Annotated in this window: 12 protein-coding genes and 16 pseudogenes; 14 read left to right on the plus strand and 14 right to left on the minus strand. The window is 58.2% G+C overall.

The features are described 5' to 3' along the window. Positions 1–118 precede the first annotated feature (118 nt). Positions 119–1,289: pseudogene (locus AC6I8M_RS07720) on the plus strand (GGDEF domain-containing protein). Here AC6I8M_RS07720 and ychH read toward each other — a convergent pair. After that, a complete protein-coding gene (ychH, locus tag AC6I8M_RS07725) occupies positions 1,286–1,564 on the minus strand; it encodes a stress-induced protein YchH (RefSeq protein WP_010616314.1) in 279 nt (92 codons plus the stop codon). The pseudogene AC6I8M_RS07720 and the gene ychH overlap by 4 nt on opposite strands. A gap of 262 nt (positions 1,565–1,826) precedes the next feature. Here ychH and pth point away from each other — a divergent pair, with 262 nt between their 5' ends. Both pth and ychF read left to right on the plus strand, forming a co-directional pair. After that, the gene (pth, locus tag AC6I8M_RS07730; protein WP_010616313.1) at positions 1,827–2,414 is read left to right on the plus strand and encodes an aminoacyl-tRNA hydrolase; all 588 of its coding nucleotides are present in this window, start codon (positions 1,827–1,829) and stop codon (positions 2,412–2,414) included. A 107-nt stretch (positions 2,415–2,521) separates the two neighbouring features. Beyond that, complete coding sequence (ychF, locus tag AC6I8M_RS07735) at positions 2,522–3,613, plus strand: redox-regulated ATPase YchF (RefSeq protein WP_010616312.1); 1,092 nt, start codon at positions 2,522–2,524, stop codon at positions 3,611–3,613. A 104-nt stretch (positions 3,614–3,717) separates the two neighbouring features. Here the strand turns inward: ychF and uxuR are convergent, their stop codons facing one another. The 6 genes and pseudogenes from uxuR to AC6I8M_RS07765 form a co-directional block, all read right to left on the minus strand. Continuing rightward, positions 3,718–4,494 (minus strand): Uxu operon transcriptional regulator, encoded by a 777-nt coding sequence (gene uxuR, locus AC6I8M_RS07740; protein ID WP_010616311.1) that lies wholly within the window; start codon positions 4,492–4,494, stop codon positions 3,718–3,720. Positions 4,495–4,568: 74 nt separating this feature from the next. Beyond that, positions 4,569–6,038, minus strand: a pseudogene (gene uxaC / locus AC6I8M_RS07745) (glucuronate isomerase). After that, on the minus strand, positions 5,983–6,594 hold the full coding sequence (locus AC6I8M_RS07750; RefSeq protein ID WP_064504730.1) for a mannitol dehydrogenase family protein: 612 nt from the start codon (positions 6,592–6,594) through the stop codon (positions 5,983–5,985). The pseudogene uxaC and the gene AC6I8M_RS07750 overlap by 56 nt, the downstream one beginning before the upstream one ends. Continuing rightward, a complete protein-coding gene (locus AC6I8M_RS07755) occupies positions 6,594–6,950 on the minus strand; it encodes a mannitol dehydrogenase family protein (protein ID WP_010616307.1) in 357 nt (118 codons plus the stop codon). Before AC6I8M_RS07755 ends, AC6I8M_RS07750 begins: the two co-directional genes overlap by 1 nt. After that, entirely contained in the window at positions 6,929–7,462 is a 534-nt protein-coding gene (locus AC6I8M_RS07760) for a mannitol dehydrogenase family protein (RefSeq protein WP_010616306.1), read from the minus strand. Before AC6I8M_RS07760 ends, AC6I8M_RS07755 begins: the two co-directional genes overlap by 22 nt. A 5-nt stretch (positions 7,463–7,467) precedes the next feature. Beyond that, positions 7,468–7,659 (minus strand): annotated as a pseudogene (locus AC6I8M_RS07765) (mannonate dehydratase); the annotation flags it as partial. 379 nt (positions 7,660–8,038) lie between these two features. Between AC6I8M_RS07765 and AC6I8M_RS07770 the strand changes: the two are divergent. Both AC6I8M_RS07770 and AC6I8M_RS07775 read left to right on the plus strand, forming a co-directional pair. Further along, positions 8,039–9,340: pseudogene (locus AC6I8M_RS07770) on the plus strand (MFS transporter). Positions 9,341–9,360: 20 nt separating this feature from the next. Then, positions 9,361–9,954: pseudogene (locus AC6I8M_RS07775) on the plus strand (alpha-glucosidase); the annotation flags it as partial. 69 nt (positions 9,955–10,023) lie between these two features. Here the strand turns inward: AC6I8M_RS07775 and AC6I8M_RS07780 are convergent. From AC6I8M_RS07780 to fliF, 3 pseudogenes are all read right to left on the minus strand, one after another. Then, positions 10,024–10,305, minus strand: a pseudogene (locus tag AC6I8M_RS07780) (FliH/SctL family protein); the annotation flags it as partial. Beyond that, positions 10,297–10,818, minus strand: a pseudogene (fliG, locus tag AC6I8M_RS07785) (flagellar motor switch protein FliG); the annotation flags it as partial. The pseudogenes fliG and AC6I8M_RS07780, both read right to left, overlap by 9 nt. Next, positions 10,815–12,494, minus strand: a pseudogene (gene fliF / locus AC6I8M_RS07790) (flagellar basal-body MS-ring/collar protein FliF). The pseudogenes fliG and fliF, both read right to left, overlap by 4 nt. A gap of 240 nt (positions 12,495–12,734) precedes the next feature. Here fliF and fliE point away from each other — a divergent pair. From fliE to AC6I8M_RS07825, 7 genes and pseudogenes are all read left to right on the plus strand, one after another. Beyond that, positions 12,735–13,061: a flagellar hook-basal body complex protein FliE gene (gene fliE, locus AC6I8M_RS07795; protein ID WP_010616302.1), complete on the plus strand. Its 327-nt coding sequence runs from the start codon at positions 12,735–12,737 to the stop codon at positions 13,059–13,061. A 115-nt stretch (positions 13,062–13,176) separates the two neighbouring features. After that, positions 13,177–14,037 (plus strand): annotated as a pseudogene (locus tag AC6I8M_RS07800) (CheR family methyltransferase). After that, positions 14,034–14,789 (plus strand): annotated as a pseudogene (locus AC6I8M_RS07805) (protein-glutamate methylesterase/protein-glutamine glutaminase); the annotation flags it as partial. The pseudogenes AC6I8M_RS07800 and AC6I8M_RS07805, both read left to right, overlap by 4 nt. Further along, positions 14,720–15,328, plus strand: a pseudogene (locus AC6I8M_RS07810) (LLM class oxidoreductase); the annotation flags it as partial. The pseudogenes AC6I8M_RS07805 and AC6I8M_RS07810, both read left to right, overlap by 70 nt. Before the next feature lie 12 nt (positions 15,329–15,340). Further along, a pseudogene (locus AC6I8M_RS07815) lies at positions 15,341–16,443 on the plus strand (alkylhydroperoxidase domain protein). Between the two features lie 2 nt (positions 16,444–16,445). Beyond that, positions 16,446–16,823 (plus strand): peptidase dimerization domain-containing protein, encoded by a 378-nt coding sequence (locus tag AC6I8M_RS07820; protein WP_195910853.1) that lies wholly within the window; start codon positions 16,446–16,448, stop codon positions 16,821–16,823. 23 nt (positions 16,824–16,846) lie between these two features. Beyond that, on the plus strand, positions 16,847–17,695 hold the full coding sequence (locus AC6I8M_RS07825; RefSeq protein WP_010616297.1) for a VOC family protein: 849 nt from the start codon (positions 16,847–16,849) through the stop codon (positions 17,693–17,695). 1 nt (position 17,696) lies between these two features. Here AC6I8M_RS07825 and fetB read toward each other — a convergent pair. Both fetB and fetA read right to left on the minus strand, forming a co-directional pair. After that, positions 17,697–18,452 (minus strand): annotated as a pseudogene (gene fetB / locus AC6I8M_RS07830) (iron efflux ABC transporter permease subunit FetB). Then, a pseudogene (fetA, locus tag AC6I8M_RS07835) lies at positions 18,439–19,106 on the minus strand (iron efflux ABC transporter ATP-binding subunit FetA). The pseudogenes fetB and fetA overlap by 14 nt, the downstream one beginning before the upstream one ends. A gap of 160 nt (positions 19,107–19,266) precedes the next feature. On the opposite strand from fetA, the gene AC6I8M_RS07840 reads away from it, so the two are divergent. Then, positions 19,267–20,151, plus strand: a complete 885-nt coding sequence (locus AC6I8M_RS07840; RefSeq protein WP_041387491.1) for a HoxN/HupN/NixA family nickel/cobalt transporter — start codon at positions 19,267–19,269, stop codon at positions 20,149–20,151. 122 nt (positions 20,152–20,273) lie between these two features. Here AC6I8M_RS07840 and fhuE read toward each other — a convergent pair. Further along, positions 20,274–22,457 (minus strand): annotated as a pseudogene (gene fhuE, locus AC6I8M_RS07845) (ferric-rhodotorulic acid/ferric-coprogen receptor FhuE). Between the two features lie 728 nt (positions 22,458–23,185). Here fhuE and AC6I8M_RS07850 point away from each other — a divergent pair. Beyond that, positions 23,186–23,587, plus strand: a complete 402-nt coding sequence (locus AC6I8M_RS07850; RefSeq protein ID WP_010616293.1) for an H-NS family histone-like protein — start codon at positions 23,186–23,188, stop codon at positions 23,585–23,587. A 130-nt stretch (positions 23,588–23,717) separates the two neighbouring features. Here the strand turns inward: AC6I8M_RS07850 and AC6I8M_RS07855 are convergent. Further along, positions 23,718–24,906 (minus strand): annotated as a pseudogene (locus tag AC6I8M_RS07855) (aminotransferase class I/II-fold pyridoxal phosphate-dependent enzyme). Positions 24,907–24,917 lie beyond the last annotated feature (11 nt).

The following is a 24,917-nucleotide window of genomic DNA, read 5'->3' on the forward strand; positions in this document are numbered from 1 at the left end:
TCAAAATCCGCCAATATCCCCGCCTTCCACTCTTTTCATCTGACAAGCGCATCCGGGCTTTAGCGATCCAGTGATTAGTGGTATTTTCACCACACTTTTGCTGAGAACTCCGACCACCATGCCACTCGACATCTATACGTTGTTTATTTGCGAGCTCTACGTGCTGGGGTTTCTGAGCATTATTTTGATTTTTGCCTGGGTCGAGGCGCAGTACGATCGGGTGCTGGGTTTTACCACCCTGACGCTAATACTGACGCTTGCCGCCGTGCTGCTCAGTAGCCTGCGCAGCGCCGGTTTGCACTTTTTGCCGGTGGCGGTCGGGAATGTCATCATGCTGCTGGCCTACGGCAACCTGCTCAACGCCTTTCGTACCTTTTGCCATCAGCCACTGGGTCTTAGCTGGATCGGCGGAGCGCTGCTGTGGGCCCTGCTTTGCGCCTTTCCGCAGTTTTATCACGGCCAGCCGAAACGCGTGCTGGTCATGTGCCTGCTGTGCATCATCTTTACCGCCGCGCTGATTCGTCTGCTATGGCAGGCGCGCGCCACGCTGACCATCACTTTCTGGCCCGCGCAGATACTGCTGTGGATCCACCTATTATTCCATCTGGCGCGCATTTTCCTTGACGATGCGGTGGCCACCCCCGTACCGGGTGCCATTGGCGGTTCCGGCTTTTCGGTGTATGTGATTCTGGAGTCGATCCTCTTCCTCATCGGCCTGACCTTCACCATTCTGGCGATGGTCAATGAGCGTACGCAGATCGCCCACAAGCTGGCGTCGCTGCACGATCCGCTCACCGGCGTATGGAACCGGCGCGCACTGTTTGAGGCCGCGGAAAAGCTGCTGCTGCGTCAGGGGCGTTTGCCGCAGCCTTATATTTACAGTGCAGTGCTGTTCGACCTCGATCATTTCAAAAGCATCAACGATCGCTATGGCCATCAGCAGGGGGATCGGGTGCTGGTCGATTTTTGTCAGGTGGTAAAAGCATTAATGCCGGTTGAAGGTCAGTTTGCCCGGCTGGGTGGGGAGGAGTTTGCCGCGTTGCTTCCTAGCGACAGTGAGCAGACGCAGCGGATATGTGAGCTGTATCCGGCTGGCGACACAGCTGTCGCTACCCAACGACATCGGTTATACGGTGAGCATTGGCTTTACCACTGCCAGCCAGCGGTATCAGGCGTTTCCCGCCCCGCTGGCGCTGGCTGATGAAGCCTTGTATCGCGCTAAAGCCGCCGGACGTAACCGCGTTGAATGTTATCAGACGCCGCAGGCGGCAATGGCTGAAGCCGGTTAGTGCGTTGAGTGGTGATCGCGACGGCAGCGTTTGTCACCATAGTGACGCAGCCAGTAATAGCGGTCTTCCACCCTCTCCCGTTCGCTGACGCGTGCGCCGACCAGCCACAGTAGCACACCAACGAAAATACTGAACATCGCTCCATGCGCGAGGAACTGCGGCAGATTGACCGACGGCAGCGGGTTAATGATGGAATAACCCACCCTGAGCACCATGGTTAACAAGCCGAGACACATCAAACCATTACCGACGGTGCGGCAGTGTTGACGTTTCATGATTCACCCTCCATCCTTTTCAGCAACGCAGAAAACAGCACGTTTGGTTAACTGGTCATAAGTTTAGGCAATGGCTGGCGGTTAAGATGCGTACAGGATCACACATCCTTCACAATGTCTGACAAAACTTTACTGCCAGCGCCTTGATTTCGATAGAAATTGATTAGTCACCTCATGTCATTAATCTGCCATTGCGCCCTTTGTCATCCCCGCCGGCAGGCAGTAAACTATCGCCCTTTCGCAGCGAGACAGGATAAACATCGTGAGCAGCATTAAACTGATTGTGGGACTGGCCAATCCCGGCGCTGAATACGCGGCAACGCGCCATAACGCTGGCGCTTGGTATGTGGATTTACTTTGCTCACGCCATAATCAGTCCCTCAAAGAGGAGCCGAAGTTTTTCGGCTACACCGCGCGCCTGTCGCTGGCCGGCGAGGATGTGCGCCTGCTGGTGCCCACCACCTTTATAAACCTGAGCGGCAAAGCGGTGGCGGCGATGGCGACGTTCTATCGCATTACGCCGGAAGAGATTCTGGTGGCACACGATGAAATGGACCTGCCGCCGGGCGTGGCGAAATTCAAACAGGGCGGCGGCCACGGCGGTCACAACGGCCTGAAAGACATCATCAGCAAGCTCGGAAATAACAATAATTTTCATCGCCTGCGCGTCGGTATCGGTCATCCGGGCGATCGCAATAAGGTCACCGGATTTGTGCTCGGCAAGGCACCGGCCAGCGAGCAGAAGCTGATTGACGATGCGGTCGACGAAGCGGTGCGCTGCACCGAACTGTGGCTGAAAGAGGACAAGATTAAGGCGATGAACCGCCTGCACGCCTTCAAAGCCAGCTAAGCCAATTCCCGCACCGTCGCAGGGAATTCTGTGTATAATGCGCGAAAATTTTTGAATCAGTCGGCGCTGCCTGCCAGCGCTGCACACTCAGTGAGAAAGGTAAGATCATGGGATTTAAATGCGGTATTGTGGGCCTGCCGAACGTCGGTAAATCCACCCTGTTCAACGCGCTGACCAAAGCGGGTATCGAAGCAGCCAACTTTCCGTTCTGCACCATCGAGCCCAACACAGGCGTGGTGCCGATGCCTGACCTGCGCCTCGATCAGCTGAGCGAGATTGTTAAGCCACAGCGCGTGGTGCCAACCACCATGGAGTTCGTGGACATCGCCGGTCTGGTAAAAGGCGCGTCCAAAGGTGAAGGCCTGGGCAACCAGTTCCTGACCAACATCCGTGAAACTGAAGCTATCGGCCACGTGGTGCGCTGCTTTGAAAACGACAACATCATCCACGTCTCCGGTAAAGTAAACCCGGCGGAAGATATTGATGTCATTAACACCGAGCTGGCGCTGTCGGATCTCGACACCTGCGAACGTGCCATCCAGCGCTGCCAGAAGAAAGCCAAAAGCGGTGACAAAGATGCTAAAACGGAACTGGCCGCGCTGGAGAAGTGCCTGCCGTATCTGGAAAACGCCGGTATGCTGCGCTCGCTGGCGCTGGACGCCGATGAGAAAGCAGCGATCCGCTATCTCAGCTTCCTGACGCTGAAGCCGACCATGTACATCGCCAACGTCAATGAAGACGGTTTCGAGAACAACCCGTATCTCGACCAGGTACGCGCGATTGCTGAAGCTGAAGGCTCAGTGGTGGTGCCGGTCTGTGCGGCAGTGGAATCGGACATCGCCGAGCTGGAAGATAAAGAGCGCGACGAATTCATGGCCGAACTGGGCTTGGAAGAGCCGGGCCTCAACCGCGTGATCCGCGCCGGTTACACCCTGCTCAACCTGCAGACTTACTTCACCGCGGGCGTCAAAGAAGTGCGTGCCTGGACCATCCCGGTTGGCGCGACCGCACCGCAGGCAGCCGGTAAAATCCACACCGATTTTGAGAAGGGCTTTATCCGTGCTCAGACCATCGCCTTCGAAGATTTCATCACTTACAAAGGTGAACAGGGCGCGAAAGAAATCGGCAAAATGCGTTCAGAAGGTAAAGAGTACATCGTGAAAGATGGCGATGTGATGAACTTCCTGTTTAACGTCTGATTGGCTTCCAGGGTGTCATGAGGTTCCACTAATCTCATGAACCCGAAAAAATAAAATCCACGCAATTGCGTGGATTTTTTTATGGCTGAAGCCCTGTCGCCAGACTAATTATCCGATCCGTTAGTGGCATACAGCGGCCATGACTCAAACAGATAGCCGTCAAAATCAATGTCGTCCACATCGGAAAATTCCAGCAGCAGTTGCTTGACGTTTTCTAGATGTTGCCACATCGCCTGTTTCGCGGCGCGCGCGTCTTTCTTGATTAAGGCGGCGAGGATCTTTTTATGATCGTCGAGCCATTTTTTGCGGTAGTTGGTGTTGATCAGATGCCGGTGCAGCTGGCTCCACATCACATTGTCTTCCCGCCACTGCCAGGATTGTTTGAACAGCTCCACCAGCATACTGTTGTGCGTGGCTTCGGCTATAGCCAGATGGAAGTTGCGGTCGCCGTTTTCACTGTCGTTTACCGCGCCTGACGCCAGTTCGCGCTTTTCCAGCGCCAGCGCCTGACGCATTTTGATAATGTCCTCGCGCGTCGCCTGTAACGCAGCGAATTCGGCGATATTACTCTCTAGCAGCTGGCGGGCCTGCAGCATCTCAAACGGACCGGCAGCGTTGCAGGCGGTTTGCGCAACAGCACGCGGTGCCGGCGTGTCGTTGATCACATAAATGCCTGCGCCACGCCGCACTTCTATCAGACCTTCCAGCTCCAGCATGATCAGCGCCTCACGCACCAGCGTGCGCGTGACGTTCAGCAGCATCGCCAGTTCACGCTCCGGCGGCAACTGCTCGCCAATCGCGTACTGTTTCTGCGTAATCATGTTGCGAAGCATCTCGCCCACTTCCTGATAGGGTCGCTGTGCTGAAGCTTGTGGTTTCATAACGCTCTTTTCTGCTGGTTCAGACATTAGGCCGCCAAATTTTCTATCCTGCACTATAACACAGGGCGTGATTTTCACCGTGGGTTAAGGGTGAAGTAGCGTCGGGCGTTATGGAAGCAGATATCCTGCAACATCGCGCCCAGCGCGGCTTCATCCTGCGGCACGATGCCGTCACGCACCCACTCGCCAAACAGATTGCACAGAATGCGGCGGAAGTATTCGTGCCGCGTATAAGAGAGAAAACTGCGCGAATCGGTCAGCATGCCAACGAACTGACTGAGCAGCCCCATCTGCACCAGCTGCTCCAGTTGCCGCAGCATCCCGTCACGCTGATCGTTGAACCACCAGCCAGAGCCAAACTGCATCTTGCCCGCCACCCCTACACCCTGAAAGTTACCCGCAATGGTAGCCAGCACTTCGTTGTCACGCGGATTGAGGCAGTAAAGAATGGTTTTTGGCAGCTGGTCATGCGTATCCATCGCGTCCAGCAGGCGCGCCAGCGGCCAGGCAACAGGATGATCGCCGATGGAGTCGAAACCGCTATCCGGGCCGAGCTGACGGAACATGCGCGTGCTGTTATTGCGGATCGCACCAATATGTAACTGCATCGCCCAGCCGCGGCGGGCATACTCCGCGCCCAGCCACACCAGCACAGCGGTGCTGAACTGCGCAATCTCCACTTCGCTCAGTACCGCACCGCTACGGCGTCTGGCGAGAATGCCATCCAGCACGCTGTCGGCAGGCACCGGAGCATAGCGCAGCGTTTCAATGCCGTGATCGGCGGCGCGGCAGCCATGGGCGGAAAAGTGGTCCAAGTGGCGCAGTAACGCCACACGCAGCGCATCAAAGCTGTCGATACTGACATCCGCGGCGGCTTCCAGCCGGGTCAGGTAATCGGTGAATCCTTCCAGTTCAATCTTAAACACCCTATCCGGACGCCAGCTCGGTGCCACCTCAATATCAAAGCTGCTGTCTTCGGCTATCTGACGATGATACTGCAGAGAGTCAACCGGATCGTCGGTGGTGCCCACCATGCGTACGTTCATCTGGCGCATGATGCCGCGCGCGGAAAATTCAGGCGTGGCCAGCTTCTCCGCACACTCATGCCAGATACGCGGTGCGGTTTCCGGTCCAAACAGCATGTCAGTGATACCGAACGGCCGGCGCAGCTCCAGATGCGTCCAGTAATAGAGCGGATTGCCGAGCGTTTTCGGCACGGTCTGCGCCTAGGCCAGATATTTATCGTAATCGCTGGTGGTGTTACCGGTGATCAGTGATTTTTCCACGCCCGCCGCGCGCAGTGCGCGCCATTTGTAGTGATCGCCCTCCAGCCAGATTTGCCCGAGGTTGGCAAACTGTCGGTCTTCTGCAATCTCCTGCGGATTGAGGTGGCAGTGGTAATCATAGATCGGCATCCCCGCCGCCACGTCGTGATACAGGCGACGCGCCACCTCGCTGTACAACAGAAAATCGTCATCCATAAAACGCTTAATTTGGCCTCCGGATTGAGGGATGCAACCGCGGCTCTGGCACCCTGCTGGCATAGGCGATCATAGGTGTGTTGCAGGTCGGCAACAAAGGCCGGATTGGCGGGTAGTCGTCCGCGAAGATCTCGTTAATGCCCAGCAGCGCCTGCACGCGGGCGGGACCTGAAGGGAACTGCTGATTAATCCGCTCAAACTTAGCGACCAGCGGATCAGCCACCGGGTAACGCTTACCCTTTTCGTCTTCGCCGAGGATATAACGCATCCAGCCCGCAATGCCGAGCAACAGATGCCGGCAGTCACTGCCGTGGTGCAGATGATAGCGCAGCGAATCCAGCATGCGCTGTGGCAGTTTCTGACTGCCATCGCTGGCAATTTGCGCCGTGCGATGGCGCAGCGACGGATTACTGAAGCGCTCAAGCAGTTGATTCGCATACGCGTTCAGATCGCTGCCTGCCGGCATCGTTAGCGTGGCACGCTGTTCATTCAGCATCAGCGACAGCGCGGCCTGACGGTAAGCGGGCAGCTGCATGGTATCAGCGATAGTTTCACAACCGCCGAGGTAGCCAAGATACGCCAGAAACGAGTGCGTGCCATTCAGCAGACGCAGTTTCATCAACTCGTAGGGGCAACATCCGGAACAAATTGCGCACCAACGCGCTGCCAGTCGGGACGTCCCGCTACGAAATTATCTTCTATCACCCACTGACGAAACGGTTCGCAGGCGACACCGCAGGGATCGGCGATGCCCAGCAACTCGGTAATCTCGCGCTGCGTCTCTTCCGTCACGGCCGGCACGATGCGGTCAACAATGGTGCAGGGAAATGTAACCTGTTGGTCAATCCATGCCGCCAGCGCCGCATCCTGCCGTTGTGCCAGACCGATTACCGCAGCCCGCGCGACGTGGCCGTTATCACGCAGATTGTCGCATGGCAGCACGGTAAAAGGCGCTAACCCGGCTTCACGCCGCAAGCGCAGCGCCTCAACGATAAAGCCAATGGCAGATTTCGGCTGCGGGGATGGGCCAGATCGTGCACGATCAGCGGATGAGTACTGTCCAATTCCCCGGTTGCGCCATGAATGCAATAACCTTTTTCGGTTACCGTCAGCGAGACGATGGCGGTTTCCGCGCGGGCAAGCGCGTTAAAAATGCCGTCACAACCGTCCAGCGCCGGGTGCAGCACTGAGTGCACGGAACCAATGATTTTGACGTCATGACGCGTCGCGCCTTGCTCAGTGACGCTGTAGAGCAAATTCTGCGCCCGCAATTGTTCTACCAGCTGTCTGCCGCTGGCCGACATCAGGTTGACCTCGCAAATGCCCCAGCCGCTGTCGCTTATTTCCAGCAGATGGTGCTGATAGAGCGCCTGATGCGCGCGATGAAACGCGCCGCAGCCGATGTGCACGATGCGCGGCACCAGCCGCTGCTGCTGCCATGCGGGCCGCACCACCCTGATGCTGGCGTCGGCAAGGTTGTGTTGCATGTGAACTCATGGATCGGCACACTCTCCACCACCGACCAGACCAGTCCTGCCGCCTCAATCATCGCTTTGCGCTGCAAAATCTCCTCCACCGGCCACACCTCGCCGTTCGGGATGTGATGCAGGGCAGTCACAATGCCGGTAGCGCCCGCCTGTCGGGCATCGGCGAGTGAAACGGGATCGTCAGGGCCATACCAGCGCTAGGTCTGCTTCATGTCGTTCTCTCCTGCGGGCCTGAGCATCACCCTCAAAGCCCTTCCTTTTTGGTTGACCAATTTACAGGCGAAGCGCTTTCTGAGTCATAAAAAGTGCCTGCACAGCGTGCAAATTCAGCTTTTCACCGACGGAAGTCAACCTGATAAATGATTTTGGTTAACCAGATTACAAATACCGCATCAGGCTGGCGACCACCTGGCCTAACTGTGGTTCACTCCCGGCGGATGGTTAAAACAGGACGCATCACGCCACGCCCGGCAATGAAGGGCCAGGGGTTATGCGCTGGCCGGTATGAACTCCACTTCCGGCCAGGCAGTCACAGACGTTGCTCACACATGCTGTTAATAATGAATGGAGAATCCGATGAACCGCAGTTTGAATCCAGGGATTGCCGCAACCGGCACGAAACGCGTCATCCGTCATCTGCGCTGGTGGGTGCTGGTGCTGTTTCTGGCAGGTGTCACCGTCAACTACATTACCCGTAACTCGTTAGGCATTCTGGCACCCGAGCTGAAAACCAGTCTCGGCATCACCACAGAACAATATTCATGGATAGTCGGCGCTTTTCAGCTGGCTTATACCTTCTTTCAACCGATCTGCGGCTGGCTGATTGACGTAATTGGCCTCAAACTCGGCTTCTTCATCTGCGCCACCATCTGGGCGCTGGCGTGTCTGTTCCATGCCGGCGCAGCCAGCTGGTTGCACCTGGCCATCTTGCGCTTTGTCATGGGCGGAGCTGAAGCGGCCGCCACGCCGGCCAACGCCAAAGTGATTGGTGAATGGTTCCCGAAAAAAGAGCGTCCGATCGCGGCCGGCTGGGCCGGCGTCGGCTTCTCGATTGGCGCTATGCTGGCGCCTCCCATTATCTATTTTGCCCACGCCTCGTTCGGCTGGCAGGGCGCGCTCCTGTTTACTGGCTGTCTGGCTCTGGGCTGGGTGGTGCTGTGGTGGCTGTTGTATCGCGATCCGGAACGTAACCCGAATCTCAGCAGCGATGAACTGGCCTTTATTCATCAGGATAATGAGCCACCGGCGGTCAAACTGCCCTTCTTTAAGGCCCTGAAAACCGTCTCCGGAAACAAGCGTTTTTACGGTATCGCCATTCCCGCTTTTATGGCTGAACCGGCATGGGGCATGCTGAGTTTCTGGGTGCCGCTTTATCTGGCAAAAGACCTGGGAATAGACCTGAAACAGATTGCCATGTTCGCTTGGCTGCCGTTCCTCGCGGCGGATCTTGGCAGCGCGGCCAGCGGCTACCTGACGCGCATCTATACCCGACTGTTTGGCTTCAGGCAGGTGAATTCCGTCGTAGCCAGCTCGGTCACCGGCGCCTTTCTGATGCTGTCGCTGGCACTGGTGGCAATGACCAAAGATCCCTATGTCGCGATTGCCCTGATCTCGATTGGCGGTTTTGGTCATCAGATCATCTCCTGCATGTTAAGTGCACTGGTGGTGGAAAAATTTGATAAGGGCCAGATGGCAACGGTGAATGGCATGCGCGGCTCGTTTGCCTAGATCTCCAGCTTCCTGTTTTCGCTGGTGATTGGCGTGACGGCTGAAAAAATCGGTTTTAACCCGCTGTTTGTCACCATGGGCTTCTTTGACCTGATCGGTGCAGTCTTCCTGATTGCGTTTATTGCTGAGCGTCGTTCAGCGACCCAATGAAGTAGGTGAAGTAGGTAACGATGAAAACCTTAAAAAACTGGTCCGTAGTCCATTCTGATCGTCACCACGTGATGCTTAACGTTGATGGCAAACACTATCTGTGCCTGTACGTGCTGGAAAAAGGTCTGTCCCGCATGGTGATCAAGCGCCACGGCAACTACAGTCTGGACCGCACCTGGAGCATTGCGCCCGAGCAGGATGTTCCCTGGGAAGGACGTCCGCGCGACAGTCTGGCCGGGTTCAGCCTGCCCGGCTTTACGCTGAAGGAAGAAGCCAATTGTCTGGCCATTAGTACCGACACGCTGCGCGTGATTGTACGTCAGCCGCTGGCGCTGGAGTGGCAGTACCGTGATGCCGCTGGCCGCTGGCAACTGCTGACCAGCGATCGCCCCACCAGCGCCTACCAGATCAACGCGCACGGCGACGGCGTGGCGCACTATCAGCGCCGCATGGAGGACGACCGCTACTACGGTCTGGGTGAAAAAACCGGCGATCTGCAACGCAACGGCAAACGCTATGAGATGCGTAATCTGGATGCCATGGGTTACAACGCCTCCTCCACCGATCCGCTCTACAAACATGTGCCCTTCACCCTCACCCGGCGTAACGACGTTTGCCGTCAAACGCGCTGGTGCCGTTTTCCGCCGGCCACAGCGCGGCGCCCGGCACGACGCGGCAAGGTACTCCTGCACCCACGGCAAATCCTGCGGATGGATCGTCAGCATGGCATCCTGCTGCAGCCAGCGATCTTCCTGTAAATAGCGACGCAGCTGATCGCTCAGCAGCGCCGGATTGGCCACCAGGCTGTCGCCAACAATCTGGCGCGCCGCCGTCAGCGCGTGCTGCAGCAGGCAGGCCGGAATCAGTTTGTTGATCTGCTCCAGCGTGGCCTGAAAACTGGCCAGCAGCGCGCGCCTGCTCGCCCTGCGCCTACAGATCCGCCCGCGCCGCTGCCCGTCACTCAGGCCCTGCTGCTGCGCCTGCTGCACGCCGCCAAAGGTGGCAATACGCAGCATGATGTTGTTGCGCGCGCGTTCATCGAACTTGCTCAGCACATCGGCCGCCTGGCTGCGGTTGAGGTGCACCAGAATAGTGGTAATGATTTGCGGATGTTCGTCGCGGATCAGCTCCCATACGCCCTGCGGCTCCATAATGTTGAGGGTTTCGATGCCGTTACCGCTATCGGACGAATCGAGGATGTCATCCAGCAGGCTGGAGGCGCGTTCGACACCCAGCGCTTTGATCAGCACGTTGCGCAGATATTCGCTGGTGTTGAGGCTCAGCGCCGCGTATTCGCCCGACTCTTGGCTGAACTCGCGCAGCACCTGCGCGATCTGTTCATGGGTAAAACCGCCGAGATTGAGCATCGCGCTGCTGATCTGCTTCACCTCATGGGTATTGAGATATTTAAAGACGTTGGCCGCCAGTTCGTCACCGAGGGTGAGCATTACAATGGCGCTTTTTTCTGAGGTATTCATGACGGAGTGCGTTCCTTATTCATCCACTGACGGATCACCAGCGCGATTACGCGCGGCTCCTGCTGCGCCAGATCGCGCAGCTCCTGAGCGGTAATTTCGGTCTCGACGCGCTGCGCGCTTTTCTGCTGCTCGTCCCGTTCAGCGCGACGCTGTGCGGCATGCTCTTGCTCATGGCGCGCCTGCTGTTCCAGTGCCAGCCGCTGCTGCTGCTGCACATCATGGTGACGCTGCAGCGCGGGCTGCACCGCTTTGCGCCACAGCAGCCACGCCACCAGCGCCACCAGCAGATAACGTCCGGCTGAGATCAGCAGATTGATCAACGCCGACTCCTGCCACAGCGGCATGCGCGGCGCGTCATCCTGCTCGCTGAACGGGGAGTTAACGATATTGACGCTGTCGCCGCGCGTTGCCGAAAAGCCCATCGCTTCTTTCACCAGCGCGGTAATCTGCACCACCTGCGCGTCGCTGAGCGCCACGCTCTCTGCCTCCCCGTTTTTGGCCGGCAGAAAGTTCACCACCACCGCCGCCGACAGCCGCTCAATGCGCGCGGCGCTGCTGCGCGTATGGGTCAAGGTGCGGTCGAGTTCAACGTCGGTGGTATCGTCGTGGCGATTGTTGTACGGCTGCGCCGGCAGCACAGTGGCGGTGCTGCTGCTCTCTTTTTTGTCGCCGCTTTTACTCTCTTTAGCCGGTGGATTGTTGATTGGCAGGCTGACCGGCGGCGGCTGGTTGCTTAACGCGCCGGGTACGCCGCCCACCGGCTGGCCATTGCCCTGCTCGGCCCGGCTGCTCTGACGGCTGCGGATCGCCATTTTTTCCGGTGCGCTGTTCGGCTGATACTGCTCGTTCGTCTGCTCCAGCGTGGTGAAATCCAGCTGAGCGGTCACCTGCGCGCGGACGTTGCTGCTGCCCACCAGCGGGGCCAGAATGGTCTGGATGCGCTGCTGATAGTCGGCTTCGATCGCCTGCGTGAACTGACGCTGCGAGGTCTGCACCGCCTGGCTGCCGCTCTGCGTCAGCAGCTTGCCGCGCTGATCGACCACCGTCACCTGCTCAACATTGAGCGCCGGCACCGCACTGGCAATCAGATGGGTGATGGCGCTGACCTAGCTATCGTCCAGCGTGCGGCCATGGTTGAGATGCACCGTGACGGCGGCAGACGGCGGTGTTTGCTCATGCAGAAACAGCGACGGTTTGGGGATCGCCAGGTGCACGCGCGCGCTGCGCACCGGCCCCAGCGCTTCGATAGTGCGCGCCAGTTCGCCCTCCAGCGCGCGCTGGAAATTCACCTGCTCGCTGAACTGGCTGATGCCAAACTTCTCCTGATCCAGCAGCTCAAAGCCGACCGCGCCGCCTTTGGGCAGGTCGAGCTGCGCCAGCCTGAGACGCACTTCATGCACCTGCGTTTCAGGCACAATGATCGCCCCGCCTTCACGGCTGAACTGGTAAGGCATGTTCATCTTGCTCAGCTCACTGATAATCGCGCCGCCGTCCTCATCGCTGACCTGGCTAAACACCACGCGATACTGCGGGGACTGTGCCCAAAAAAAGGTCGCCATGGTAAGCGTTATCGCCAGCGCCACGCTGAACGCCAGTACCAGTTTCGGACTGGTACGCACGCGGGCCAGCAGCGCGCTAATGGCAGGAGGTGTATGTGCTTTTATATTGGCATTCATGCCGAAACCCTGTGTAAAACAACGCAAACCATTGCGGTATTCCGTAATAACACCACAATTCAGCGTAAGTCCGGTGAAGGGAAATAATCTGGTGCCTATTATGGTTTAAGCGCGTGTATTTTTAAGCAGTAATAAGCTGAAACTTCTGTCGGCTTATCGCATTTTTCCCATTCGACAACGCGGTGTTAAGATTTTATCGTCAAATAAAAGGTTTATTTCCGGCATACAGGAATTAAAGGCATGTCCTTTTCAGCAATGCAATCGGTAGTCAGTCAAATTCAAAACCAGGCAGCACAGCTGGCTGAACCGTCACGCCGCGCGCCGGACGCGCCCGCCAGCGGTGTGCCGGCCTTTGGCGAAGCGCTCGCCAGCAGCCTGCAGCAACTTAATCATTTGCAGGTTGACGCAAAGCAGCAGAGTCAGCGCTTTATGCTGGGCGATGCCGGTGTGGAATTAAACGATGTGATGATCAGCGGGCAAAAAGCCGCGATGGCATTAACCTTTGGTATACAAATGCGCAATAAGATGGTCAGCGCTTACCAGGAAATAATAAATATGGCGGTGTAAGTCACCGTCATTATTTCGCCATTAATGTCACCCAGGCACGCTTATTCATTCTCCACTTTTAACGCAGCAGCTTATTAGCCGAGGCTGATATTCTCCGCCTGCGGGTAGGTTTTTCATGACCGATATAAATACCCTGAAACTCAGTCCGGTTCAGCATCAGGTTAAGACCGCACTGACCGACCGGGAACTGACTAAAATTAGCGCACTGATTTACCAGCGCGCCGGCATTGTGCTGAGCCCGCAGAAGCGCGACATGGTGTATAACCGGCTGTCGCGGCGGCTGCGTGAGCTGCGTCTCGCCTCTTTCACCGCCTATACCGACCGGCTGGAAGCGGACAGCCACAGCGACGAGTGGCAGGTGTTTATTAATGCGCTGACCACCAACCTGACCTCCTTTTTCCGCGAAGCCTACCATTTTCCGCTGCTGGCCGAGCACGCCCGCCAGCGCGGCAGCAGCTACAACGTGTGGTGTACCGCGGCGTCCATCGGCGAAGAGCCCTACTTCATCGCCATGACGCTGGACGCCGTGCTGGGCCGTCCGCTGGCCGGGCCGCGCGTGTGAGCCACCGATATCGACACCGAAGTCCTGCAGCGCGCCCAGGCGGGCATTTACCGCCTCGCTGATATCCACAGCCTGACCGCTGAGCAAAAAAAGCGTTATCTGCTGCGCGGTACCGGCATCAATGCGCAACAGGTGAAGATACGTCAGGAGCTGCTGAGCCAGATTCACTATCAGCCGCTTAATCTGCTGAGCGCGCAGTGGGAGATTCCCGGCCCGTTCGACGCCATCTTCTGCCGCAACGTGATGATCTATTTTGATCAGCCGACGCAGGAAACGCTGATGCGGCGCTTCGCCACCCTGCTGAAACCGGGTGGTTTGCTGTTTGCCGGCCACTCCGAACATTTCAACCAGCTCAACGGCCCGTTCCGCCTGCGCGGTCAGTCGGTGTACTGCCTCGCCGGAGCGCGCGGATGAACAAAATCAAAGTGCTGTGCGTGGATGACTCCACGCTGATTCGCAACCTGATGACGCGCATCGTCGACCAGCAGCCGGATATGGAGATGGTGGCTACCGCCGCCAATCCGCTGATCGCCCGCGAGCTGATCAAGCAGTACAACCCGGATGTGCTGACGCTCGACGTTGAGATGCCGCACATGGACGGGCTGGAGTTTCTGCAGCGCCTGATGCGCCTGCAGCCCATGCCGGTGATCATGCTCTCCTCGCTCACCACGCAGGGGTCAGAAACCACGCTGACGGCGCTGGAGTTCGGTGCGGTCGATTTTATCGCCAAGCCGGAACTGCGCCAGCCGGGCAGCATGGCGCTGTACAGCGAGCTGGTGTGCGACAAAATCCGCGCGGCCGCCCAGGTGCGGCTGCGCCGCCAGGAGTCGCTGCCGCCCGCTGCGCCGGTGACCATGCCGCCGCGCGCCGCGCGCGACACGCTGTTTGCCATTGGCTCCTCCACTGGCGGCACTGAAGCGCTGCGCCGCGTGCTGACCAGCCTGCCCGCCGACTGCCCCGGCATCGTTATCGCCCAGCACATGCCGCCCGGTTTTACCCGCTCGTTTGCCCAGCGGCTCAATCTGCTGTGCCACATCACGGTGAAAGAGGCCGAGGATGGCGAAACGGTGCGGCCGGGCCATGCCTACATCGCGCCGGGCGATTATCACCTGACGCTGGCGCGCAGCAGCGGCCACTATCACATCGCCCTGAATCAGCAGCCGGCGCGTTTGCCGACCAGTTGCATACGCTGCTCAGCGCGTGGCGCGGCGACACGCTGGCCCATCCGGACAATCATCTCTATCCGCCGGCCCCCACGCTGGCGCAGCGTATGTGGATCGCCACCTTTTCCGTTGCAGGCGCGACGCGTGCCGGCCAAGCCGGTCACGGGCTGATGTTATCGCGCACCCAGCCGCGGCGGGCGGGTCAGCCGGACCTGTCGCTGCAGCAGCTGCAAAACCCGATGATCGATGCTTATCTCGCGGCGCTGCCGTCGGGCGTTGCGCCCCGCATCCTGGCTTCACGCACCGCGTTTGTTGCCGACTCGAACGACTACGCGCGCCGCCTTGCCGGGCCCGGTCTGCAGCGCCAGGCGGAGCAGTTTCGCAAGGCGGGTCACGACATCACCGGCAGCACGCTGACGCGCGCCACCGACATCACCTTCCAAGTGCACTCTATCGATCCGCCGCACGCCGATACGCTGCGTTCGGTGGCGTTAATTGCTGAACATATTGCACCCACGCTGCGTGCGCTGTGTGCCGCTTAACAGGAGAAAACCATGTCTCAGGCTACAGATTTACTGGCGGCGCTGGCCGATATCGACCCGGCTGCGCAACTGGCAAAGGCGCGCAACGTGCGTCAGGCCGCGACCCGACACGCCCAGGGCAGCTATGACGTGCTGTTTGGCTAGGATGACGACGATTTCCCGCTGGCGCAGCGCTACGCGCTCGCCGGGCAGGTCGCGGGCTGGCACGGCGTCACGTCATTGCAGGCACACTATCAGCAGCAATCCAGCGAAAGCCCGGCAGATGCGCGCTTTGCCGCCGGTCGCGCCTTTGCTGAGCTGCTGAGCCTGCATCCGGTCGACGCCACACCGCAACAACTGACCACGCTGCGCCATGCCGGCTGGACGCCGCGCGGCATCGTCACGCTGGCGCAGCTGGTGGGATTTGTCAGCTTTCAGAGTCGCCTGCTGACCGGCCTGCGCCTGCTGAGCGGTGAAGCGTCGCGCGCGCAGCCACATGCGGTGGCCGGCAAATGGCATAGCGCCCCGCTCACGGCCAGCGGTCAGATCGCGCTCACCGCGTTTACCCAGCAGAACTGGGTTGGGAGCCGTGGCTGGCAGCCAAACTGCTCAGCGAGTTTACGGCGGAGGAACAGGCGACGCTGGCAAAAAACGGTCATAGCGAGTCCGACTATTTCCGTCTGCTGGCGCGCAATCTGCCGCTGCTGGAACAACGCACGCTGACGGATAAAGGCATCTTTTATACGCCGGGCGGTTTGCCTCGTGCCGAGCGTGAACTGGCGGCCACGGTGGTAAGTAAAGTCAACGGCGGCATTTACTGCGCGTCCGTGCATGCCCGCAAAGCCAGTCAGCTGTCAAAAGATGAGACCGCGGTGCAAAAACTCCTGAATGTCGCGGCGGGTGCCGAGCTGGCACACGGCCAGTCCGCGCGCTGGGCGGCGATTATCGATTTTGTCGCCACCTTATCGCTAACCCCGGTCGCCAGCAGCCAGACCCAGCTGCAGGCGCTGCGCGAGCACGGGCTGGATACGCTGCAGCTGCTGGACCTGATCCAGTCCGCCGCCTTTTTTGCCTGGGCCAACCGCCTGATGCTAACGCTGGGCGAACCTTTCTTACCCGAACAGCCGCAGGGATGACCATGATACACACGTTATCTGCCACACCGGCAGCTTTTACTGACCATTTTCATATCACCATTCACGGCAAAGGCGCTCACGCTGCACATCCGCATGAGGGCATCGACAGTATCGTTACCGGCAGCCACATCGTCAGCGCGCTGGCGGCCGCCGGCCTGGATGTCACCCGCTTTCAGGGTGGAAACAGCTGGAACGTGCTGCCGCCAGAGGTCGTCGTGGAAGGCGTGCTGCACAGCGAGGATGCCAGCGCGTGCCAGCGGTCATCGGCGCAGGCCGCGACGCTGGTCAGCCATATTGCCCGGGCTTTCGGCGCCGACGCGCAGCTCGCCTGGCAACCGCAACGCGAAGCCGAACGCAGCGCGACACCGCGGTCATCGTAATGATGCGAACCAGGAGGCAGATAATGGCGATACCAGTACCCGTTCCACAGCTCGATCATGCAGTGATCAATGTTGCCGATCGGCTGGATGACGCCAGCGCGCTGTATCGTCGGCTCGGTTTCCAGCTCACGCCACGCGGCCATCACTCGCTGGGCTCCAGTAATCATCTGGCGGTGTTTGGTGATAATTATCTGGAACTGCTGGGCTATGAAGCCGGGCGTGCGCACCGGCGTCAGGATATCTGGCAGGCACCTGCGGGCCTGAGCGGTCTGGTATGGAAAACCGGCGATGCCGATGCGGTGTGGCGCTATCTGGAAAGTCAGGATATTGATGGCGATCCCGCCGCCAGTTTTTACCGGCCGGTGCAGTTGCCGGATGGCAGCTCACAGCAGGCGCGTTTTCGCACCGTTCGCCTGCGCCCCGCACTGGTGCCAAACGGACGCAGTTTTTTCTGCCAGCATGAGACACCGCAGGCGGTCTGGCAGCCAGTGTGGCAGCAGCATCCCAACGCGGTGACCGACATTATTGAGTTTGTGGTGGTGGTCCAGGACCCGGCAGCTGCCGCGCTGCCCTACAGTCGTTTATTTGGTGCCGATAAGCTCACCGCCTGCCAGCAGGGCGCGTTTGTGCTGAAAGCGGGCGTGGCCACCGTGCGCTTTGCCGCTGCGCACTATGTGACCCAGCGCTTTACCGGCCTGCCGCCAGATTATGACGGCAGTGCGCGTATGGCCGCGCTGACGCTGCGCAGCAGCGACTTACGCAGGGTGAAAGCCAGCCTGCTGCTGGGCGATGTGCCTTTCCGCGAAGAGCCGGATGCCATCGTGGTCAGCGCGGAACAGGCCAGCGGCGTGGCGCTGCGGTTTCAGGCGTGATCTACTGTTTGAGCTGCGCCCGCGCGGTGTAAAAGCGACGGTAGGACAGATACGCCGCGATGATGGTCGACAGGCTGGCGGTGGCAATCAGCATAAACGTCACCATGATCTGGAACTTGATGGCCTTTACCGGATCGATCCCGGCGAAAATTAACCCGGACATCATGCCTGGCAGACTTACCAGCCCCACCGTTTTCGCGCCGTCAACGGTGGGGATCATCGCGGCACGAATACTGTCACGCATCAGCCCGGCGGATGCGCGTTTGATCGGTGCCCCCAAGCTGAGCATCTCCATGATTTTTTGCTGGTTATCGCTAAAGCGCTGATCGAGGTTGGTGAAACACAGTCCGACCGCCACCATGGCGTTACCGGCAATCATGCCGGAAATGGGGATGACCTGCATGGCAACAAAGGCAATGGCGCCGCTCAGCAGCAGCACCGTTAGTGTCAGTGCCGTACCGCTGGTAATCGCCACCAGCGCGATCATAAAGCCATGATCGATCTGCCGGCTGCGTTTGCGCGCATTCAGCGCTGCATTGACGCAGATAAACAGCACCATCAGCAGCGTCAGCCAGTGATTATTGACATCGAAAATTGACTTCAGCACGTAGCCGACGATCACCAGCTGGATAATGGCGCGCGTGACACTCTATAGAATGTCTTTGCTCATCCCCAGCTTCTCTTTCTGGCTAATCAGCAGCGCCACCAGCATAAGTGAAAGCAGCAGCGAGCTGTCGCTGATATTATGCTGATCCATGCTGTTCTCCCGCTGCGGTTGGGGTCAGCCGCAGAATACGCTCAGCGGAATCGATCTCCTGCACGTAATGGCTGATACGGATCACCGCCAGCCCTTTTTCCGCCACCAGCGAGGCAATCAGCTGGTTAACCCGTTGTTTATTGGACTCTTCCAGTGCGCTGGTCACTTCGTCCAGCAACAATATCTGTGGCAGAAACTGCAGATTGCGCAGCAAAGCCACCCGCTGTTTTTCACCGCCAGAGAGTTCGGCAACGTTTTTGTCCAGCATGTCGCCGGATAATGCAGACTGCGCAACACCGCAACCAGCTGCTCGCGCGACGGTTGTTGCTGACGCAGCTGCCACGGCAGCGCCAGGTTATCGTAGACCGTGTCACCAAACAGTTGCGGTGTCTGGAAACAGTAGGAGACCTGCTGGCGATAGTGTTCGACTTTCAGCGTGTGAATATCCCGCTGCTGAAACAGGATCTGGCCGCTATCGGGCTCCAGCAGTGAGGCAATAATTTTCAGCAATGTGCTTTTGCCGCTGCCGGACGGGCCGGTGAGCAACAGCGTTTCACCTGCGTACAGCTGCAGTGATACCGGCGCCAGTAAGGTGCGCCCCTGCACGACCAGCGTGACTTCTTTTACCGCCAGCAAAGGAGAATCAGCAGACATAAAATGCATCCGTGAGAAATTTTCGGCAGATTATAGACAGCTGCACAAGGCAGGGGAATGCGTCACGATGAGGAGAGCTGCAGCCGTTTAACCGCCGTGGCTTTACAACGCGGCAGAAATCCGCATGCTGGTGACATTCAGGACCATTTTCTTCATCACTATGACTGCCACCAAAACCGGATTTCTCTGCGCGAGCGTGCTGCTGCTGAGCGCGCTGACGCTGCTGTCGTTGCACTGGAGCGCGTTTCAGGCATGGGCGCTGCAGAGTCAGATTCAGCTGCACCGGCTGCTGGTTACCCATTTACTGCAAATCAATAGCGGCCAGTACAGTGCCGGGCTGTGGCTGCTGGCCGTGACCTTTATTTACGGCATTCTGCACGCGGTGGGTCCCGGGCACGGTAAATTTATCGTTACCACCTGGCTGACCACCCATCAGCCCCCGCGCGGCGTGGCGCTGAGCGTGCCGCTGCTGGGCAGCCTGGTGCAAGGGCTAAGCGCGATTGCCTTTGTCTTCATCCTGGCGGTTGGTTTTAACCTGACCACCGGCGATCTCAGCCTGAGCCGCTGGTATCTGGAGAAAGCCAGCGCTGTGTTCATTGCCGGGCTGGGAGTGATGATGCTGCTGCAAGCCTGGCGCAGGCCGCCAGCGGAGCATCATCATCAACATCATCATTGCGGCCACGCGCATGGCGTCGGGGCTAGGCACGGCAGCGACTGGAAAAGCTGGACGGGTATCATCATTGCCACCGGCGTGCGGCCGTGCAGCGGTGCGCTGACCGTGCTGCTGTTCGCCAGCGTAATCGGGATTACGCGCTGGGGCATGCTGGCGGTGATGAGTATGGCGCTCGGTACCGGCATGGCGCTGGTGGCGCTGGCACTGTTTGTGCAGCATTATCGTCAGCGCGCCGGGCAGCTGTGGCTGGCAGAGCGCTCGCCGCAGGCGGCATCGCTGCTGAGAGCCGTACGGATCGCCGGTGGGATATTGCTGGTGATGTTTGCGCTGGTGCTGTTTTTTACCGTGGTGCCGGTGAGAGGGTTAGGGTGAGGGGAAACCCGCACCCTCCCCAACCCGTGCACCTCAACATTCCGCCGCAATATAATCCCCGTTCCCTCTCCCGCACGCGGGAGAGGGAACGTTAAGTGCTACTTTTGGCACTGGCTTAATGATCAGAAACGGTATTTCGCGGACAGCATAACGTTGCGCGGTTCGCCGTACACGATGCCGGTGCTGTCGACGTTTTCGTCGTACTCTTTGTCGAACAGGTTATTCAGGTTGGCCTGCAGGCTGAGGTTTTTGGTCACGTCGTAGCGCGCGAACAGATCCACCAGCGCATAGCTGCCCTGACGGGTGCGCCAGGTGCCATTGCCATCCGGACCACTGATATCCGCGTAGGTTCTCGCCTGCCAGTTCACACCGCCGCCCAGCGTCAGCTGTTCCAGCATCGGCAGGCGATAGCTGGTGAACAGGTTGAACGACGTGCGCGGCAGCTGTGAATTATAGCGATCGCCGTTGGCGTCTTCCGCCACATACGAAGTCCCGCCAAAGGTCATCTGCCAGTTATCGGTCAGCGCCCCGTTCACCTCAAACTCGACGCCACTACTTACCACGCCCTTCTTCGCCACGTAAATGGTGTTACCGGTTTGCGCATTGGTCTGACCGGTGCTCTGACCGACGTTATCCAGTTCGGTGCGGAAGATCGATACCGAGGTGGTCAGACGGCTGTTGAACCAGTCAGACTTCACGCCGGCTTCGTAGTTTTTGCCAATCACCGGCGAGAGATAAGCGCCTGACGCATCCTGATAATCCTGCGGCTGGAACACCGAGGTGTAGCTGGCGTAGGCAGACCAGTTGTCGTAGAAGTCCCAAATCACCCCACCGTACGGCGTGATGTTGTTTTTCTCCATCTCTGCCGTCAGCGTCTGGCGGTTCCAGTTGGTGTAGCGCGCCCCGACAATCAGGTGCAGCGGATCGTCCAGATTGATGCGCGTCGCGAGGTACGCTGATTTCTGCCGTACCAGTTGGGTGTCGGCCGCGGGTTCACGCGGATTCCAGTCGGTTTCCGGGAAATCGCCGTTAAACTGGTTGAAGTTGCCCAGCTCGGCTGACGAAATGTTGGCCCAGGCGCTATAATATTTGTTGTCCTGACGGCTGTAGTTCACCCCGACCATCAACTCATGCTGGCGGCCCAGCAGTTCATAAGGACCGCTGGCGAAGGCATCCACCGCATCCACCTTACGTTTGCCGGTGTTATAGCCGGTTCCGCCCACGACCGGATAGCCAGCATATCCAGAGACGCCTGTGCCAGTGGTTTTATCGAAGTAGCCGTCGAGATACAGCTGCTTGCTGTCGAGGAACATCTCGTTATGCGTGCCGTTAAGGGTGATGTTCCAGCCGTTATCGAAATTCTGCTGCAGGTTAACAAAGACCTTTTTATTTTCTTTGTTGTTGTAAGCACATTCAGGTGCGGTGTTATAGCCGCGACGGGAGTGGATCTGCGTGCCGTCGGTGTACCAGCGCGGCGCGCCGCCCCACATCGGTGAATCCGTGTTCACCTAGCTGAATTCATAACCAACAGACAGTCTGGTGGCGTCCGTCACGTCAGCGTCGACCACGCCGTAGATAAACTTCTTATCGGCACCGTAGCGTTCAATGAAACTGTTTTTGTCTTCATAGCCGGCAACCAGGCAACCCCGCACGTTCCCTTCCGGTGACAGCGGTGCAGAAAGATCGGCGACGTAACGCTGCTTATTCCAGCTGCCATAGCCAGCTTCAAGGCTACCGGTAAACTCTTTGCTGTCGGCATGTTTACGCACCATGTTGATGGCAGCCGAAGGATTGCCCGGTCCGGTCAGCAGGCCCGTTGCGCCGCGCACCACTTCGACGCGCTCATACAGCGCGGTATCGGTCTGCGTATCACCGAGGTTCCAGCGCTGGGCAAACGCGGTCGGAATACCGTCGGTCATGTAGTTATCAATCAGAAAACCGCGCGAATAGTAACTGGTGCGGTCCATATCAGCGGCCACACCGTGGATGCCGGTGGTGTTGCTCAGTACGTCGTCCAGCGACTGCAGCTGCTGATCCTACATGCGCTGCTTGCTCACGATGGTGACCGACTGGGGAATATCGCGTGCGGTCAGCGCCATTTTGGTGCCGGCCCGCGTCACCGGTACGCTGTAATCCGCTGCGGCCTGTGCCTGCTGCGCTTCCGCGCTGGCGCTGGCATCAACGGTCAGGGTGGCCTCACTGTTTTGCGTATCGGCCGCCTGAGCGACACCCGAGGCAACCAGCACTGCCAGCAGTGACAGGCGCAGCGCGCGCTGCGGCGCAAGACCTGCGTCCCTGACGCACATCTCTTTGCAAGACATAATATTCCTCAATCTGCTTATCGTTATTTTGTGGTGAGCATATGCTTAAAAAAGCAAATGAGAAACATACGCATTAAGATTAACATTGCAAGAAATTGTTACTGCCTTTCTGACGCCTTTACACTGCGAAAAAATCTTATGCTTCAGATAGTAACGACCCTGTCGCTGCTTTACAGGAAACTATCACGCCTGAAATCATCCTCAATCTGAGTAAACCGGTGCGTGACACACGGCCACCCCGCCTGAACGGTTGTGCCTGCATCCTGATCTGGCATCTGAACACAACGCATTTACCAGCTTCGTGACCCTGTCACCGCCATTAATTTATTTTTACCCTGCCGATGGGAAGGTGTTTATAAAATTTCCCCTTCAGCACTAAGGCTGACCAGTTACGCTTTTAATCCCTTCAGCAATCGCTGTGTTGTTAACATGGCGCAATTTATTAAGCTGTAAATCGCCGTGACGTATATTGTGTGAGATGCCGCGATGTTAAATGAACGGCTTAACGTATGTGGCTGGCAATATTAAATCAGCCGCTAACACGTTTATGCGTAATCAACGAATAGACAAAAATCTTTACGCCCAATCAAAAAATGTACAGGTCGGGGCATATTTCCGGAAAAATCTGTCGGCAGGTTAATATTTCCATTTGAATAAAATTGCCGTAGAATGCACGCTTTCAAATCAGTGATATTAGTAATAAGGGCTTATACATGAGCGATGCACTCAAGGCATTGAACAATCTTCGTACGCTGCGTGCTGAAGCACGTAATATTGAGGTTGCGGTATTAAACGAAATGCTGGAGAAGTTTGCCGTGGTGGTCGCCGAACGCCGCGAAGAGACGGCTGCAGAGAGTGCTGCACAGCGCGAAAAAGAAGAGAAGCTGGCGTTATATAAAGAGATGCTGCGCAAAGACAGCATTACAATTAATGAACTGGCGCAATTAAACCAGGGTGAAACGAAGAGCAAAGCAAAACGTGCACCGCGTCCGGCGAAGTATAAATTTACCGACGAACAGGGTAATGAGAAATTCTGGACCGGTCAGGGTCGTACTCCCTCGCCGATAAAGTCAGCGATTGACGCTGGCGGTTCGCTGGATGATTTTCTGATTTAATCCAGTCGCAGGAAATCGGGGCGGAACCGGCTAATTGCCGCATCACCGCCCCTGTATCGCGGCACCCTAAATGCTTTAATGCAGAGTGCCGCGAGGTGATCAGGTCATTACGCCTTCCCACACCCGCCCGTCAGATTAACGCTGCACAGGCGCGCGCAATGCGTTTACCCGCCTCCTGAACGCTATCGATATCCGTGGCGATCGACAAACGGAAATACGGCGACAGGCCGTAAGCGCTGCCCGCAACGCCGGACACACCGCTCTCCAGCAGATAATTCAGCACATCCTGTTCGTCATGCAGTACGGCGCCGTCAGGCCGGGTTTTGCCCAGCAGACCGGCACAGCGACAAAAGACAAAAAATGCGCCCTAGGGTTGCAGCACTTCTATGCCGGCCACCTTGCTGCAACTGCTGCACAATGACATCGCGTCGCGCCTGATACGCAGCGCGCTACGGTGGCAGAAAATCGAGCCCACCGTTAAAGGCCGCAACCGCCGCCGCCTAGCTGATGGCGCTGGGGCCAGAACTGTTCTGCGACTGCACCACCACCATGGCATCAATCAGCGGCTGCGGCCCGGCAGCAAAGCCAATGCGCCAGCCGGTCATGGCATAGGTTTTCGACACGCCTCCCACCAGCAAAACGCGTTCAGCCAGATCCGGCGCCACCTGCAGCAGACTAACGTGCTGACGATCGTCAAACAGGATATGTTCGTACAGCTCATCCAGCATAATCAGCACATCAGGATGATCGCGCAGCACCGTCGCCAGGGCCAGTAACTCCTGTGCGCTGTACACCATGCCAGAGGGATTGCCGGGATTGTTCAACACCAGCCAGCGGGTTTTCTCAGTGATCGCCTGCGCCAGCTGCGGCGGCTGCAGCTTGTACTGCTGCTCAAGCGGACAAGGCAGCAGCACCGCCTCGCCGCCGTTGAAGCGCACACTGTCCGGGAAGGTTGGCCAGTATGGCGTGGGAACAATCACCTCGTCGCCGTCGTTTAGCGTCGCGGCAAACGCGTTGAAGATGATCTGCTTTGCGCCGTTGGCGATACAGATTTGCCCAAGCGCGTACTGCAGCTGATTCTCCCGCGCCAGCTTGGCCTGCACCGCTTTACGCAGCGCTGTGGTGCCATTGGTCGGCGTATAACGGGTTTCACCGCCATCCATCGCGGCGCTGGCGGCGGCACGGATGTGCCCAAGCGTATCAAAATCCGGCTCACCGGTGGTGAGGTCAAGAATATCCACGCCCTGCTCTTTTAGCTGGCGCGCCGCCACGTTAGCCGAGAGCGACACAGACTGCACGCGCTTCGATAGGGTGATCATGTTTCGCTCCT

It is taken from the genome of Type-A symbiont of Plautia stali, from assembly GCF_059731155.1.